Genomic DNA, 15,922 nt, shown 5'->3' on the forward strand with positions numbered 1-15,922 from the left:
AGTGAATGAATAATATTCTTGGTGATTTGCCTAAAAATCGATAAAATTCTTTAGCGTACTATCTTCTCCGTTTTCTATGATGGCTCCTAATAAGTTAAAAGTAAAGCCACACGAATTCTTCCTTAATAAAATGCAAATAAATGGCAGGTAAATAATAATATGTTTGGTTTATTCAAAAAAAAAGTCGAAGTTGGAACAGTGATTACTGACAGTTTTGCTCCTAAACAAGAAGTCCATACTCAACAGGGAGTGATGAAATATTCTAAAAATATATCTAAGCTGTCTTATAAAGATTTATGTATAGAGTTCTCAAATGTCATGGCAGCCAAACATAATTTAATGATGATACCTAGAGGTCTAGACGATGCAACGGGAAATCAAAGAATAATAACTGATTTGGTAGATAAAGCCTTGATAATTTGTATTTTTAAGTTTGGACAAGAAAGAGTTTTAAGTTTTGCAAATAATGATTTAAGAAGAGTAAATAAGTTAATTGATCAATGTGACCAAGAAGTAGCAGCCAATCCAGTTCCGCCAAATGAGCATGGTCTACGTCTATTTAATAAACTAGAGCAATATTTTTAGTAGCTAACTTATTGTTAAACTATACCCTACGGGAACTAGTCATATACAGCTTCTAATCAATTAATAGACCACTTAAAATAGACTGATACAATGGAACCACTTATAACAGACTGCTAAACTCCTCATATTTATCAAGGCCCATTATGACCACGTACATACTAGACACCGAAACAACAGGGCTTGTTGAGCCACACATGACTGAAGCAGCCTACTCTATTGTTGAGATTAATAACGGCAAGGTAGATGTACTACAAAACCCAAGAGCTAAGCGTTTTAACCCTCTGAAAGAAATCAGCTTGGGGTCTATGGCGATATCACATATATGTGATGAGGATGTGGCAGATGAGCCACCTCATACAGACTTCAGACTGCCTAACAATGTTGAGTACTTGATTGGTCACAATATTGATTTTGATATGGCAGTTCTCAAAAATGCAGGCGTATCTCATACACCTAAGTTGATATGTACTAATGCTATGGCTAACTTCCTTCTTCCTACGCTTGAGAGCCATAAGCTAGTATCCCTCCTCTATCACTTTCATCGAGATATAGCCCGCGTTCAAGCAAAGAATGCGCATGCTGCTATTGCTGATATTTACTTCACTCAGCTGGTACTTGGTAGTCTGATTGATTTAGCGAATAGCCAATGTCATGAGATAAGTAATGTAGAGAGCTTATATAATTTTAGTCAAATAGCTCGTATACCTACGCATCTAAGTTTTGGTAAACATAAGGGTGAGGCTATTGCAGATTTAGCCACTCATTCAGATGGAGCTGGATATCTAAAGTGGCTACTGAAACAGGATACGGTTGACCCTTATTTAGCTGAAGCATGTGAGCAGGCGTTAGGGTTAGTATAAAATTACTTATACACTCGTTATCACTAAAAAAATCTAGGCAGCTAAGCTTATTGTAGAATAGGCTTAGCAGATTAGAATGATCTATTCAAAACCATCAGAAATTTCAAGCGATAAATCTTACTTTTCTACTCATCAATTAAGTACTTATAGATATCACTTCGAACCTCTGTATGCATATCAAACTCGACTTTCACCACAGAAACGCCAGAGATAGTGGTTTGTTCAAAGCTTTCAGCTCTTGGTGACATGTCGCCCATATAATAAAAGTCATTTCCTTCGTCGTTGTGTTTCTTAATAAATAAAGGAATACGAAATCCACTATGATGCGCTTTGAATAACTGTACTTCTGGACTGTTTAACGTTCGTCTCGATTTAAACATCCAACTAAATACAGACTCATTAATGAAGTCATCTTCATATCTTATAGTGTCAGCGATGTCCTCAGATTTATGATAGTTCACAAAGATAGGGCAATTGGTTTTATCTTGGCTAACCATATACCCACCAACGTTCTGAGCGAGAGGATTAACTGACTTGTTTAAAATCCTAAAAACATCTTTACGTGAATACTTGCGATATAACTGAAAACCATCAAAAAAATCAAACAGTTTGAACTGCTCACTGTATTGATGAATAGCATAATCTGTATTATCTATTAAAAACTGCTCAAAAGTGTCGTTGGCTAAATAAACTAAGAAGTCAGGATGCCAACAGAACCTACCCTCTTTTAATTCAACCACATTAAAACCATAAATTTCACCTACAGGCTTGAATTCTTTTTCATGTTTTTCGGTCACAAAGCCTAAGTTGAGGTTGTTAATCACTGACGATACAACTTCAGAGTTCATCTTATAACCGTATCGCTCTTTTATAGTCAATGCCAAAGCATCAACCGTAATAGCTTCTTCCGTAAGAAGAGCTTTTAGCACTAAGCTTTCTTCAATACGCTTACTGTTATTAATGTCTTTTGAGAAGGTGCTAATTAGTTTTAGTTCGTTATCATTTAGAGCCGGTAAGGCATCTTTTTCTTGCTGTTTGGCAAAATGATAAAAAGATTTGGCATACTCCACATATGAGAAAGGATCCCGGGAACCATGACGAATAAAGTCCATCATCATAGGTGCGTAACCTAACTTATATTTAAGTAAGTTATAGTCTTTCAATAGATCTTTTTTGGTTTGTAGATTCGCAGTATCAATCGCTTGATAGATACGCTCTTTTGCAACTCTGTCAAAACTTACCGTGGACGAGCCTGGAATAAAGCAGCTTTCTCTAGCTAATAAGCGACGCAATGTATCCTTGTTATAGGATTCATCACCGTATAAAGCGATAGGTACCATGAAGTTGTTTTTGTAGTTACCAATAAAGTCGATGACGGTAAGATAGTCTTTATCTTGTGACTTTCTTAGACCTCGACCTAGCTGCTGAACGAAAATGATTGCCGACTCTGTTGGCCGCAGCATCACAATCTGATTAACACAAGGAATATCGATTCCTTCATTAAAAATACCAACAGAAAAAATATAATCAAGCTTATCTACTGGATTGCAGGATTTTAAACGCTCTATTGCACTGTCACGTTGTTCTTCTGAGTTCTCCCCAGTCAATGCAATGGATGGTAAACCATGGCTACTAAAGATATCAGCCAAAGCCTTACATTCTTGAATATTAGAGCAGAACACGAGGCCGCGAACATCACCATTGTCACAGCCATAGCGATCGATATAGTGAAGGATGTGCTTAACACGATCTTCTCTGATAAGCAGATTGAGCATTGAAGTGTCATCTATAGATTCGCCATCAATACTTAGGTCTGTCACACCGTAATAATGAAACGGCGCTAAGATATCCATTTCTAGCGCTTTCTGTAAGCGAATTTCATAGGCAATGTTATGATCAAAAATCTCAAATACATCGCTATCATCAGTCCGCTCTGGAGTTGCCGTCATACCCAAAAGAAACTTAGGAGTAAAGTGGTCTAATATTTTTTGATACGATGAAGCGCTAGCACGATGAGTTTCATCAATAACAATATAATCAAATGCATCAGGAGAAAATCTTGCCAAATGATTTTCTCTAGAGAGAGTCTGTAGGGTTGAGAATATATAATCACTCTCAGAGTCCATTGATTGACCACTATATAGACCAAATGTTTTGTCATTTTTAAAAATGGTTTGATAGGTCTGTAAAGCTTTCTTAGCTATGTTTGCGCGATGAACGATAAACAGTAAGCGTTTAGGATTGACATTCAGTGCATCAAAGGTAGAAAGGTATGTCTTCCCGGTCCCAGTAGCAGAAATCAGTAACGCTTTATTTTTACCCTCTGCACGCAACGCTGTCAGGTTTCCCAGTGCTTCTTGCTGCATCTTATTAGGTTCAATAGAATTTACCGACTCCTGACTACACTCTTGTTTTATTTGCTGAGAGAGTGCCTTGGCTTGCTGGTATATTAGTTCGTAACGCTCAATAAAGTCGGATGTTACAGGCAATGCAGAATCAAACTCTTGCGTAAATTCATGTATGGCTTGTTGAGAAAGAGAACCAGAGTTACTAGAGCTTACCTTCAAATTCCATTCTTTATTTGACGTTAAGGCATTCGCTGTTAGGTTACTGCTGCCAATAATTAAATGATGAATGTCAGATGAACTAAATAGATATCCTTTCGCATGGAAATTAGAATCTGTTGCAATTCGCACATCTAAATTTTTAAACTTCCGTAGTTCACGCAATGCTTCTGGTTGGGTAAAATTGAGGTACTGCGAAACAAGTATATGTCCAGGAATCTCTTTTCTTTCGAGTTCCATCAACTCTTGCTTTAGACAAGCGATACCACTGGTGGTGACAAATGCAACAGAAAACCAGAACTTATCGCAAAATTGCAAATGCGAGTTAATTGAAGTTAAAACCTTTCTACCTTGACCATCATTCACTAGTAATTCTGGTTTAAAAGTATGCTTCGAAGCTCGCGTATGATCTATAAAGCCAGAGATCAGCGCATTTTGTAGCTCTTGAATTTTATCGCTCATTACATAATAGCCTTTAGCTGCTCTACAATTGGAAGATCAGCAGCAGCCCAATCCAGCGAATCAAGCTCGTTCACACCTAACCAAAGTACTTGTAAGTGTTCATTCAATAACAAAGCACGGCTTTGCGTATAACAAATGAAGCTGTGCATAATAATTTTGAAGTCTGGATACACATGTTCAATTGTTAGTAATAAACGGTCAACGCTAATCGACATATTAAGCTCTTCCCTTATCTCACGAGCTAATGCTTGTTCTAGCGTTTCATCACTTTCCAACTTACCTCCTGGGAACTCAAATTTCTCAGAAAGATAATCCAGCTTATTTTTGCCACGTTGAGCACACAGTATTTCCCCATCATTAACAATAACGGCGGCAACAACTTCTATAGTCTTCATTTTAGTCCAGTAGATAATAATAAGTTTACTTATCAGCCCCTAAGCCTAGGCAGTAAACTAGAGTTAATAGTTCGTAGTTTTATGCTTGGTTCTGGTGACCAGACTAGATCCTCATGTTCCACTGCTATTTGATAAGCCCACTGGCTAATTGTTTCAGAGCGAAGTTGATTGGTCGTAAAACCAATAGTTTTCGCTTCCTTTTCAATCGTATCACCATGTTGTTGATTGCGTTCTAGCCATTTTTCATAAAACAACTCTTCAGCCAAATAATCACGCTTACTATTATTGCAGCTATGATCCGTAAGTACGAAGTTATGAGTCGTATCAATAGGATATTTCGACCAAGGAATAAAATGATCAACTTCGATATTGTTTCTCAATGGTTTATGACAATAGAAGCACTGTCCCTGTTGAGTATCAATCAGTATAGGTATTAATACTTTTAGACTTTGGCGCGATTGATTGAACAAGAACTGCTGCAAATCAATATCATCACTAAAATGTATTTGGTTACGACTGTTCTTACGTACGAACTCTGTCCAGTATTGCTGGCACAGCTTGTTAATTATTTTACTAAAACGTGTAAAACAGTATGTAATGCCAGGCTTTAAATTTACTACCTTTAATTTTGAATCATAAACATATAAGAACTCACGACTAACTTTGTCCTCCGCACTTTGCAGATATCTTGCAGGGTACTTTTTGATAGTTGAAGCGATATCTTTTATAGTCGATTGCCAGAGTTTGATGTTTTGTGTGCGGGCTATAGCTAGACTGTTTGTCTTAGTTTTATGCTGCAAATCTAGAATGCTATTAATAACACTAGCCTGCCCTGTTGTACTGCTTTGTCTGAGTACAGAATTACTACTTTGATCTGAGTATGGTAATGCTTGTGTCCAATAAAGCTGTATAAATTGCTCTGCTAACTGCTCATAAGAAATACTGTGTTCACTATCATCACTAACTCCAGTCTCTATAGACAGATTAACCATTGCCATTAATAAGGCAAATTTATAGGTCGAAGTATAGGAGCTAGATTCAAGCAGCCACTGAATACGTCTTAAAAAGTTGAGCTGGAATTCTGCTGTTGGCATGATAGTGACCTTATAGAATCTTAAGGAATAACTCACAAGTCTTGAATATATGAGTTATCAAAAAAGAATCACTTATTATATAACTCACAACATTTTTTACCATACTCTGACATATTCAAGCCCTGTTGAGCAAAAGATTGAGCAATACCAGCTGAAATCTTATTGCCATTAAAATCTAAAAGTATTTTAGAGAAGCTAGAGTTGTTTTTGGCAATTGAGCCATCTGTTTTTAATAGTTTAAATTCATAGTCCTGTTTGGAGACAATATAATCCTTAAGCACACTCTCAAACACCTTGCCACAAAATATAATATATTTTCTACTTTGACTATCAATGGTATCTAATAAAGTATCAACATAAGGATCCAATAAGCTACTCCTCATTAGTGCCGTTTCGAATTTACTTGAGCCAAAAGGTAAGAACTCGAGTTGCAGCTTATTATCCATAACTTTTTCTAGGTTCGGATATTTATTGTCAGAGTCATCAAATCCGATAACATTGAACGGCTTAAGAAATCTAATTTGTTTAAGATCAAAGGGCGATTTAAGAGTCTTTTTGGAATTCTTACCATAATGAATTTTGCCATAGTATCGATGAAAATTATAATACTCATCGAAATTAGCAAATTTAAAATCTTCTTCATATACATCTGACTTGTTATCCTGCTGTTTAGGATTAAGATGTACCAACACAAATTCTGCTTTTGGGTCACCAAAAAAGTATGCAGGATACTCATTATGATTAACATGCATACCAGTTTGTTCTGACAACTCCTGTGCCCGACTGATTTTCCGACTTAGGTGAAATTCCTCAATATCGTTTTTCATTATCTGAATAAATTTTTTCATAAAAACCCCCTATTAAAATTAAAAAAATGTAGATCAATTTAAGTAAGAAATTTTAAGCAGCTAAAGCCCAATAACAGTATGATAGCAGCGATTAAGAGCCATCTACTACACTTGCATTTAATACAACTACCCAACCATATATATTATACCCATCCAGCAGTGCTCAGGCTTATCGACAACTTCTGTGCTATAGAAAATATGTTCATCTTCTATATCCATTTTATCAATAGTATCTGATACAATTTTAAACTCATCAAGCGTAAATTCACGGTTGCTTCTAGCGTGAAACATCATAGCTTTTATAGTGATATCTTTAGGAATTCGATCAATTACCTGACTAAATACCTTGTCCAATTTAGACATTTCTAATGCGCTAACTTGTATAAACTTAGCAGGTCTTGCAAAACTTAGCGCTTCTTCAATATCTGCATGGTCTATAGACACATAACCTTCATAAAATGTAGGTTTAAACATTTCCATTACTTGTTGTACTTCATCAGGCTCGCAAATAATAACGCCATCTACCACATCAAATTGATTGATGCTTTTTTCAGTCGTCTGCAAACCGAGTAAGAAATCTGGTGCTGCTTCAAACTTCAGGTCAATTAGTGCTTTTTCGTCCCAATTATCACTAATAAGGAAAAATCCGTAGCGAGATAAGCCATAATTATTTTCCAAGGGTTTATATAACGAAGTGAAAGCTATACGCTCTATACATAACCTTTTATTTTCATTACGATATTTATTCATAAGAGTCGAGGGCAACTGATTGTTTAAGTGAGTAGGAATGTTTAGCGAACTCAAACTAGTTAGCCTAGCGAAGCTCTTAGGAAGTTGCTTAACCTTATCACTAGTAATCGTCAGTCTCTCTAACTGGCTTAACTGCCCTATAGACTCTGGTAAACGCTTAAGCGCTTCGCAGTTTAGGGCTAAATGGGTTAGATTTTGCAAGTAACCGATACTTTCAGACAACTCAGTAATCTGGTCAGAGCAAATAGTCAAATTTGTTATCGTCAATAAATGTGCTTCGTTCCGTGGTAAATCCTCTTCAGAAACCTCAAACTCATCGGCCCATGCCCAAAGATCTGTCATCCATTTTTTTGTAGTAGTAGTATCTGATATATTGTTAATTTTAGTCATTTTTTGAATTCCTTTATCGAGTGGAGTGAGGACAGAACCCTTGAATAAAGTGTTTTCAAACTAATATTTCGTAAAACAACCATTCGCTTTTAAAGTATTAAAAACGACATCCATTTCTCCCAGAATTTTATCTGCCATCGTTCCTTCATTTATCATTAACCATGCCTCACTCGAACCTTTCCAATCCTGTGGATCAAAGTAGTAATAAGCAGGCCATTGAGCAGAGGAGTTCACTTTTTTATCAGTTAGCATCGTATTCAATACCATTTTCATCTTTTCTGTATATGGACAAGCTTTGGCGGCTTCTACAGAGGTGAACTTAATACCTAGAATTGGACGATCAAAATCTGCACTATCAAACTCAAAGCAGATCCATCCCATATCATAGCCAGGAATTATGAATCTAATCTGTTCGTATCTTCTGCCTTCGCCGATATAACTAATATCTAATTCATAATCAGCTTTTTTATATTTTGCTAACAAATCGATTTTCAGTTTCGCTATCAGCTCTTTCTTCATCCGATTTACAGTGTTAGATACCTTAATACTGGCATCAATAGTAGCCGCATTTTTTTTAATAATCTCTAAAATTGCGTTGTCTTCATTCATATCTTCTATCCCCATAAACTGTTTTTGAATAAACTTAATGAGCTGTGCAATAAACTCGCTGACACTAGGATTTTGGCATTCTACTTGACACGTTTTGAGCCAACCAATCAGATCACTGAAACGAAGATGGCTATATTGCTTCTTATCTATCCAGCATTTTAATGTCTCTGCATCGACACTTGCTGGATTTGGGGTATCGTTATATTCACTTAGATAAACAATTTGAGGGTCAGTATGACCTTTTGCTATAAGCTCATTATAATAATCAATCAGTTGATTAGGTTGGTCTACTGCATAGGGTTTATTTTCAATGCAAATACCGTAACTTTCATCATCCACCTTGCATCTTAGGTATATGTCCATGCGACGTAGACTGTTACTTTTCCCAGTCACTTCTTCAAGAAAAACTTCCGTTTTTTCGATATTATCAAGAAAAAGCTGCCACTTATCATCTCTATGTATAGTAGGCAAACAATGCTCAACAAATAATTTTAAAAAGCTCTCCTGCTGAGCATGGCTCCCTTTAGGATCAAGCAGAGCCGCTAAAATACGGCTAAGTCCCAATTCATCAGTATTAATATAATCAAAAGTACTGAAGTCTGGAGACAGTTGACGACTATAGAGCGCTTGCGCGGTCTCTAAAGCATGGATTTTTTGGCTAACATCGTTTATCAAACTTTGCACTACACTCATGCTCATACATCCTTTTTAAAATATCATTCAGTTGTTTTTAGTCTTGTTATTAATCACTCAATTGCTTTAATATTTTTATAGTGTTTATATCGTAACTGCCTGCGTAGAACTGGTACAAAAGCTGCTCAAATACACACTTGTTACCAGCTGCAAAAGCAAATAACGTTAGTGAGGATTGCAGCTTTAGGTTATCTGGGGAACCAAAGATATCTAAAGCACTTTTATCAAGATGCAGCAATAGTAATTCAGCACATTCTATCAACCGTGCTCCGAGCACATCTTGCTGCAAATACGCTTTTGCTTGCTCTAGACTTTCTATTGCAAAGCGTCGAGCCATTGTACTTTGTCCTAACCCTTTAACCTGCGGAAAGATAAACCACATCCAATGCGTACGTTTATGCCCTTGGGTCAGCTCTTCAATCACTTGTGAATAGATAGTATCTTGAGCTTGGATAAAATCGTCGAACAAGTTTTTATTAATAGTTTTCATTTGCTGTGTTCCTTGCTACTTAAGTAATAGTAGTTTGCCTATCTGCCGTATTTAGAATGCAATTCAAACCACATTTATACTCAATACTAAGAACTTTAGGAGTTTGATTGAGCAGATGATTAACAGCGCTTTCTACTTGTTCTGAATCTTGCATGTCCATCAGCCTACCTAGTCTGTATCAACTTGGCAGGATTTTTTGCTATCGATAGCATCTACACCAATTTTATCTCTATCAGATAGTACTGATAAAAAGACTGTCATCACTTATTAGACCTCATTAAATTGACGACTAACAACACCTTCTCCGATATCCAAGCTCTCCATTTCGCTGTCAGTTGCCTGTATACCTACTAATAAAAAGTGTTTGTTTTTCAGTAAGTGAAATAAGCCAATGCAATATCAATCACCACTAACACAAAAATAAGTGATAACTGATGGATGTTATTCCTTTATATTTGGCTTATATAAAAGTGTCTTAGGGGTTGCTATCATAGACAGATACTTGTTAAAAGAGAGAATCATTCTAACGTATAGGATCCATGATAATTAAGAGTTGTTTTGCTTATCGTATTGATCTACACCATGATTAATAAACCTACGTAATTCATCTATCAGTAGATTTACATCTTCTAAATTCACTACATTCTCATTATTATTATTAATAATATCTGTATCAAGTACAGCAAAGGTCATATGCTTACCTAAACCAAAACGCTTAGGTTTATTGACTGTTAACTCAAAATTAGCGGCTTCTGTTACGAATAACTTATAAAATCTATTCCTAAGATTGCTACGGTTTTCTTTTTGAGGTATAGCCATTTTAAAACAAATTTTATCTTGTTCTAATTGTAGATAAATATCCATATCACCTACTCTACGAGTAAGTCCCCAGAATGCCATAAATCCCCCTGCAGGGTTAGCCACATAACCCCAATTTCCCTCTCCTAATTGCGATTGTAGGTATTGAAAAAAGCCTATCCAAGCTTTGTGTCCCCATTTGCTGACTGGTAAGTGCTTAAAACTTTGCACTGCATTTTCAATCGATTGAAGATAATCATAAAAATTGGTATATATATCGCTATATTTCAGAGCTTCAACTTGTTCACTGTCAAAAATATCTAGTAAATCTCTTCTAGCCACAGGATAAAAACCGTCTTTAATCACTGTTTTATAATTACTTTGATCATGGGTCTGCAAATAAATAGCAACAATTTTATCTTCTTCAAATACTTGAGAATGCTCATCAATCATAAACTGTTTGTATCGAACCAGTTGATCTGAGTGCTGAATACTACCTACCTTGTCTTCGATTAGTACACAGTACGTATCATTGATAATACATAGAATATCGATATTACTGACTTGACGTTGCACAACTATAGCGTCGATGCTACTCGGTAAATTTTTACCAGCTTTGTCGAAGAATAATGCTAGGACCTTATTTGCAATTTTATTTAGCGCCTTTTGTTTGTCATCTCCTGTTTGATACTCTTTTTTTGCCCAAGAAAGTAACCAGCATATAAATGCATCTTGAGAAAGCTCGGAAGTAGCAAATTTAAATAAATTGGGCATTACCATAATTAATCCTTAATTGGTTTTTATAAAAAAAATAGTGTAATTATTTATTGATATATAGATACAAACAATATGGAAAAACATCCACTTAAATATCATTTATAAAGCTGCATCCCCCTTTTTAGACGCTCAAAAACAACGGTCTTTAGCTCCAGTGGTTCAAGAACGACAGACAATTGCGACATACTTACCAGCCAATCTTGCAAGCGATAGGTATTAGAAACGGTAGCACTAACTTGATTCCAAGTGTCATCAATGACCGTAATACTCTGATCTGTCGATAAGGGACGCTCGTATAAATGCTGACAGGCATACTTTTGTACTTTTAAAACCAGTTTAATCTGGCCATCAATAGTCGGCTCTAACTTACCCAGTTGATGCAAATGCTCTAATGAAAAAGCATCACGCCCTATCCAGTCAGGTATTGGCTTCTCTATGACTACTGCCTCGGCAATACGGTTGACTGCAAAATTACGATGCGCCTTTAAAAGTATGTCATCATTGATATGATCATCAACAGGATTAAAACCTGTGAGATAGATCATATTGTCAATAAAGATCAGCCCTTTGGGATACACCACTCTTTGAGTTGGCTGTCCTTCCCATTTGTTTTGATACCTTATTTGTAATTGACGACTCTGTAGCAATGCTTGATGGATACTAGCAAGCACTTTACTATCAAGCTTTGGTGCTTGCACGACACTGGGCAAACTGATGAGATGATCTTGCCAATGCCCTAAAGAACTTTGATTAAATCTGTCTTTTTCTTGTCGATCTAACTGAGTCAGTTTATCTGTAATTTTTTGCTTAAAAGACACTGGCAAATAGTTGGCGGTATATTTATCCAACATCTCCCAAAAGAACACGGTTTGCTCGTTAAGGACATCAATACTAAAGCTGGGTTCAATATAAAATCGTGCCGTCTTGCCGCTGATTATTTTTCCCCATCTCGGTACTCGAACCAGAGCCTCACTATAGAAGATATCGTTAAAGATTTGATTTAGGCCAATCAGATCGTTTTCTAAATTTTTACGCTCATTTGTATAATTACCAGGATCATCACCGTAGTTTTGCATAAGCTGTGTCAGTGATACAGCATCAGCCTCACTTCGAGGCAAACATTGATATAAAGCAAATAGACGTGCTGACTTTGTATAGCTGGCGATTGGACATGCTGGCATAGTAGCCTCTTTATTAAATTGATGAAGTAAACAACTCATGATTAAAATACATGTTCAATCAAAACGAACCAAAATCGCAGTGCCATTATCATAAGCATTACCCTCTGAGTCATAGACTTGGTCTTTAAGAGCAATTAACCACTTCTGTAAATCAGTCTCAGTGCTGACAGGTTGCCACTCGTGGCTCGGTACTAAGTCATGAATACCATCCGTACAAACCACGATACAGTCACCGCTATTAACATCGATAGTGCAAGAGTTGCCTTCTGGCGCTTCACTACTCAAAAGACCATCATCAGCCGTCAATGCAAAACACTCTGTGATGCTATATAGACTCCCTGCCATTCCTTCTCGGTTATAGTCAGAAAACTCTACTTTGCGACCTTGCTCTTGTGCTTGCTGATCAATAAGTTCATTTAGCAAGTTATGATCTCGCGTTAGGCACTGCCATTGTGACGCACCTTTAGATAACTGGTAAACACGACTGTCACCCACATGCGTTATCACTGCCTTTATTGTTCCATCACTATTTAACTCACAGGCAACCATCGCAAGGGTGGCCGCTGCACCATGACGCTTAGATGAATGCTTGGTTTGATTAATCAGTTGATGAATATTATCTGAGCAGATACTCTTCTGATCGTTCCATAACCGTCTGATTGCTTTTACCACTGCCCTTGAGCAGTGCTGCGAGTAATTAGAACTTGCTACTCCATCCGACACTGCTAAGCAAAATGGTGATACAACTGGTGTCACTGCCATCACACCTAAGTTTTCTTGATACCAATTGTCTAAAAAGAAAAAGGCGTCTTGCTGCAAGTTATTACTGGCATTACCTAGGAAAGTAATTGCACAAGCTTGTGCAATAGAGCGAGGATTTTGTGAAGGGCGATTATTAGGAGAAGCAGTCATGATGGCAAACCTATATGTTTATCATAGAGGCTAGTATAGTGAACAACCTATAATTTTATTTTCTAGGTTGGAATATAAAATTGGTTAATTCGACGTTCATCAGTGATTTATGATGAAACGGATAAGTTATTTGTAGTAGTATCCGACACAATTGGAGGAAGGAAGTAATCAAATCTTATTTAGTCGACTGAAACTTACTGAGAAATTCTTCAAGTGCGTAGCCTAAATCTTCGGTTTCTGAAGAAATTACGTCTATACCCCACTGCTCAAGTATCGTTTCTTGGATAGGATTGGGTATGGGAGAAAAAATATACGACCTTGGCTGTGTTCTTCCGTTCGCACTGTTCTTCCACAATTTAGTTAATTTATAGAAAAGGAACCTTAAATTAATGTCATCTAAGCTATACCCAATAAATAGGACTGATTTACCCAAGACATCTGCGCGTAGTTTTATGTCCAATGGTGTCTCAAACTCTAAGCGTTCGAAGTAACTTGTCTCGCCTAGCACTATAGATGAGTCATCATCAAAATCACCATGAAACTTGATAACCTGCGTACTATTTCTATCTACTTCAGTGAGGTCTGCAACAGACGTTATCTTATTGTAGGGTATATCATAATTACTTAATGCTTTCTCAATCCAACGATCGTAGTTTGTTGTATAAATTATAGGGAACTCAGCTTTGGCAATATACTCATGGACTTTTGATGTAGATATATCAATGCTGTCCGAATGCCACTTCCTATCCATCCAACTTCTTAGCTGTCCAATGTTGCCTTTCTTTAGCTTATAATATTCTGCTAGAGCATAATTATTTCCAAAAGTCTGATATATGTCAGCGTCATAGCCTAATTCCTCAGCAATTTTGTCTATTAGCGCTCTCCATGAAGGCAAACCTAAGTTCATCGAAACGCCTGCTCCAACGAATAGTATGACATTTCCTTTCTTAAAGGATGATAGAAGTTGTTCCATTATTTTGTAGAGTCCTTTAAAAACGATTTAAACTTATCGAACGCAATTTTCCTCATTGAGATTTCATTCTTACGTAAACCCATTTCTGCAAATGTTTCTGTTTGTCCTTCGGGAATAAAAACACAATCCCACTGAAAGTCGCGGTTTCCTCTGGGCTGATCTACAACTGTCCCTCTGACCTCTCCTTCAAACATATGTATTTTCATAGAATCGCAATAACCAATAACCGTTTTTGCTATTAGTCCATTATCTTCACTAAAACCAAAAAGCTCAGAAAATTTATCTGCTTGTAGTTTATCCCAAAATATTTGAGTTAAGCCTCCTGGAAAGCCATTTAAACTTTCTATATATAACCCTGTATGTTCAACAAATACGGGACGCCCCACTATCTCGAAAGCCTTTAAGACCTTATCTCTAACGAGCATATTGACGTCTTCAGTTTGAATTTCGTTGATTACGTATTTAGCTGCTACCACTTCAAACCCTGTGTCCATAAGGATTGCACTAACTTCAGCCGCTTTGTGATCATTCTTAGTAAGAAAGCGAATTTTCATTATATTCTCTCTAGAAAACTATATTTTTTCTGATTTAAATACATGTCTCTTAGATGTTGTTCACTATTTGTTTCACTTAGAAACCTGTAATAATCAAAACTAAGAGAAGAAGCATGAATTGCTGGATTGTCAGAGCAAATCACAAAGGGCACATCTTTAGCAATAAAAGTTTTGACAGGATGCTCTTCATACTCACCAACTGCTTTGGTAAGTCTGTTGCTAATAGGACACACCTCAAGACATATATCTCTATCTTTGAGTAGCCCCATAACTTCATCCGATTTCGATGCAGCCGTTCCATGTCCAATCCGATCTGCACCAAACTCTATAATAGCTTTTCTAATATTTTCGTAATTGCCTGTTTCGCCAGCATGGATAGTAATTTTAAGACCATACTCAGATTTAGCTTTCAGAAATAAATGGGCTGTCTCTTTTGGAGGGTCAATGTCTTCGTTACCTGCAAGATCAAGTCCTATAACACACTCGGGAAAACTAAGATTTTTATATGCTTGAAGTAACATCTTAAGATGTTCATTAGTATGACTACCCCTTGAAACTGTTAGAATCAAACCTGCTCTAATCTGGTATTTATATGAAGCATTTTCTATCTCTTCAATAAGCCAAAGTAGCGCGTTATCTACGGAAATATTATTAAGAGAAGCTATATAAACTATGCTGTTCCGAATTTCGACAAAAGAAACACTATCAGCTTTAAGGTTTTCAAATGCACTTTCTACGATAAGTCTAAGATTATCTTTATTTCTTGGTATAAGTCTTAATACTTGCCAAGGCCGCAAATAGTCTATAAGGGATTGTGCAGGCCTCAATATATTTAAATCTACGCTTAAATCAAAATTCTGTGGTATTTCACATAACTCATCCTGGATCATTTTTTTTATAACTTCAGTGCTTACTAATCCGTTTAGGTGAACGTGTAGCTCGCCTTTAACCATTTTTTTTATACTGTCTAAATTCATTTATTATCAC

General features: G+C 36.5%; 15 protein-coding genes. 2 read left to right on the plus strand and 13 right to left on the minus strand.

Annotation, left to right across the window (positions count from 1 at the left end):
* Window positions 1-159 precede the first annotated feature (159 nt).
* Both FW759_RS02380 and FW759_RS02385 read left to right on the plus strand, forming a co-directional pair.
* On the plus strand, window positions 160-585 hold the full coding sequence (locus FW759_RS02380) for a hypothetical protein (protein ID WP_446442076.1): 426 nt from the start codon (window positions 160-162) through the stop codon (window positions 583-585).
* Between the two features lie 143 nt (window positions 586-728).
* On the plus strand, window positions 729-1,445 hold the full coding sequence (locus FW759_RS02385; RefSeq protein WP_446442077.1) for a 3'-5' exonuclease: 717 nt from the start codon (window positions 729-731) through the stop codon (window positions 1,443-1,445).
* Between the two features lie 125 nt (window positions 1,446-1,570).
* Here FW759_RS02385 and FW759_RS02390 read toward each other — a convergent pair whose 3' ends face one another.
* From FW759_RS02390 to FW759_RS02450, 13 genes are all read right to left on the minus strand, one after another.
* Entirely contained in the window at window positions 1,571-4,471 is a 2,901-nt protein-coding gene (locus FW759_RS02390; RefSeq protein ID WP_446442078.1) for a DUF3427 domain-containing protein, read from the minus strand.
* A complete protein-coding gene (locus FW759_RS02395; protein WP_446442079.1) occupies window positions 4,471-4,866 on the minus strand; it encodes a (deoxy)nucleoside triphosphate pyrophosphohydrolase in 396 nt (131 codons plus the stop codon). The genes FW759_RS02390 and FW759_RS02395 overlap by 1 nt, the downstream gene beginning before the upstream one ends.
* A gap of 32 nt (window positions 4,867-4,898) precedes the next feature.
* Complete coding sequence (locus FW759_RS02400) at window positions 4,899-5,960, minus strand: HNH endonuclease domain-containing protein (RefSeq protein WP_446442080.1); 1,062 nt, start codon at window positions 5,958-5,960, stop codon at window positions 4,899-4,901.
* A 68-nt stretch (window positions 5,961-6,028) separates the two neighbouring features.
* A complete protein-coding gene (locus tag FW759_RS02405) occupies window positions 6,029-6,808 on the minus strand; it encodes a hypothetical protein (RefSeq protein ID WP_446442081.1) in 780 nt (259 codons plus the stop codon).
* A gap of 126 nt (window positions 6,809-6,934) precedes the next feature.
* Complete coding sequence (locus FW759_RS02410; RefSeq protein ID WP_446442082.1) at window positions 6,935-7,948, minus strand: leucine-rich repeat domain-containing protein; 1,014 nt, start codon at window positions 7,946-7,948, stop codon at window positions 6,935-6,937.
* 60 nt (window positions 7,949-8,008) lie between these two features.
* Complete coding sequence (locus FW759_RS02415; RefSeq protein ID WP_446442083.1) at window positions 8,009-9,250, minus strand: PDDEXK-like family protein; 1,242 nt, start codon at window positions 9,248-9,250, stop codon at window positions 8,009-8,011.
* A 49-nt stretch (window positions 9,251-9,299) separates the two neighbouring features.
* Complete coding sequence (locus tag FW759_RS02420) at window positions 9,300-9,740, minus strand: DUF1810 domain-containing protein (RefSeq protein WP_353669981.1); 441 nt, start codon at window positions 9,738-9,740, stop codon at window positions 9,300-9,302.
* 546 nt (window positions 9,741-10,286) lie between these two features.
* Window positions 10,287-11,318, minus strand: a complete 1,032-nt coding sequence (locus tag FW759_RS02425; protein WP_446442084.1) for a PD-(D/E)XK nuclease family protein — start codon at window positions 11,316-11,318, stop codon at window positions 10,287-10,289.
* A 92-nt stretch (window positions 11,319-11,410) separates the two neighbouring features.
* Window positions 11,411-12,496 carry a helix-turn-helix transcriptional regulator gene (locus FW759_RS02430; protein WP_446442085.1) on the minus strand — a complete coding sequence of 362 codons (1,086 nt, stop codon included), beginning with the start codon at window positions 12,494-12,496 and terminating at the stop codon, window positions 11,411-11,413.
* Between the two features lie 54 nt (window positions 12,497-12,550).
* On the minus strand, window positions 12,551-13,408 hold the full coding sequence (locus FW759_RS02435) for a PP2C family protein-serine/threonine phosphatase (protein WP_353669986.1): 858 nt from the start codon (window positions 13,406-13,408) through the stop codon (window positions 12,551-12,553).
* A 175-nt stretch (window positions 13,409-13,583) separates the two neighbouring features.
* Window positions 13,584-14,381, minus strand: coding sequence for an SIR2 family protein (locus FW759_RS02440; protein WP_353669987.1), 798 nt, complete (start codon window positions 14,379-14,381; stop codon window positions 13,584-13,586).
* The gene (locus FW759_RS02445) at window positions 14,381-14,935 is read right to left on the minus strand and encodes a non-canonical purine NTP pyrophosphatase (RefSeq protein WP_353669988.1); all 555 of its coding nucleotides are present in this window, start codon (window positions 14,933-14,935) and stop codon (window positions 14,381-14,383) included. The genes FW759_RS02440 and FW759_RS02445 overlap by 1 nt, the downstream gene beginning before the upstream one ends.
* Complete coding sequence (locus FW759_RS02450) at window positions 14,935-15,912, minus strand: adenosine deaminase family protein (RefSeq protein WP_446442086.1); 978 nt, start codon at window positions 15,910-15,912, stop codon at window positions 14,935-14,937. The genes FW759_RS02445 and FW759_RS02450 overlap by 1 nt, the downstream gene beginning before the upstream one ends.
* Window positions 15,913-15,922 lie beyond the last annotated feature (10 nt).

It is taken from the genome of Psychrobacter sp. 1176_08, from assembly GCF_052850615.1.

What these genes read in the sequence shown, in the direction of transcription:
- FW759_RS02380 (WP_446442076.1), top strand. Translation starts at nt 160, where the DNA reads ATGTTTGGTTTATTCAAAAAAAAAGTCGAAGTTGGAACAGTGATTACT.
- FW759_RS02385 (WP_446442077.1), top strand. Translation starts at nt 729, where the DNA reads ATGACCACGTACATACTAGACACCGAAACAACAGGGCTTGTTGAGCCA.
- FW759_RS02390 (WP_446442078.1), bottom strand. Translation starts at nt 4,471, where the DNA reads ATGAGCGATAAAATTCAAGAGCTACAAAATGCGCTGATCTCTGGCTTT.
- FW759_RS02395 (WP_446442079.1), bottom strand. Translation starts at nt 4,866, where the DNA reads ATGAAGACTATAGAAGTTGTTGCCGCCGTTATTGTTAATGATGGGGAA.
- FW759_RS02400 (WP_446442080.1), bottom strand. Translation starts at nt 5,960, where the DNA reads ATGCCAACAGCAGAATTCCAGCTCAACTTTTTAAGACGTATTCAGTGG.
- FW759_RS02405 (WP_446442081.1), bottom strand. Translation starts at nt 6,808, where the DNA reads ATGAAAAAATTTATTCAGATAATGAAAAACGATATTGAGGAATTTCAC.
- FW759_RS02410 (WP_446442082.1), bottom strand. Translation starts at nt 7,948, where the DNA reads ATGACTAAAATTAACAATATATCAGATACTACTACTACAAAAAAATGG.
- FW759_RS02415 (WP_446442083.1), bottom strand. Translation starts at nt 9,250, where the DNA reads ATGAGTGTAGTGCAAAGTTTGATAAACGATGTTAGCCAAAAAATCCAT.
- FW759_RS02420 (WP_353669981.1), bottom strand. Translation starts at nt 9,740, where the DNA reads ATGAAAACTATTAATAAAAACTTGTTCGACGATTTTATCCAAGCTCAA.
- FW759_RS02425 (WP_446442084.1), bottom strand. Translation starts at nt 11,318, where the DNA reads ATGGTAATGCCCAATTTATTTAAATTTGCTACTTCCGAGCTTTCTCAA.
- FW759_RS02430 (WP_446442085.1), bottom strand. Translation starts at nt 12,496, where the DNA reads ATGCCAGCATGTCCAATCGCCAGCTATACAAAGTCAGCACGTCTATTT.
- FW759_RS02435 (WP_353669986.1), bottom strand. Translation starts at nt 13,408, where the DNA reads ATGACTGCTTCTCCTAATAATCGCCCTTCACAAAATCCTCGCTCTATT.
- FW759_RS02440 (WP_353669987.1), bottom strand. Translation starts at nt 14,381, where the DNA reads ATGGAACAACTTCTATCATCCTTTAAGAAAGGAAATGTCATACTATTC.
- FW759_RS02445 (WP_353669988.1), bottom strand. Translation starts at nt 14,935, where the DNA reads ATGAAAATTCGCTTTCTTACTAAGAATGATCACAAAGCGGCTGAAGTT.
- FW759_RS02450 (WP_446442086.1), bottom strand. Translation starts at nt 15,912, where the DNA reads ATGAATTTAGACAGTATAAAAAAAATGGTTAAAGGCGAGCTACACGTT.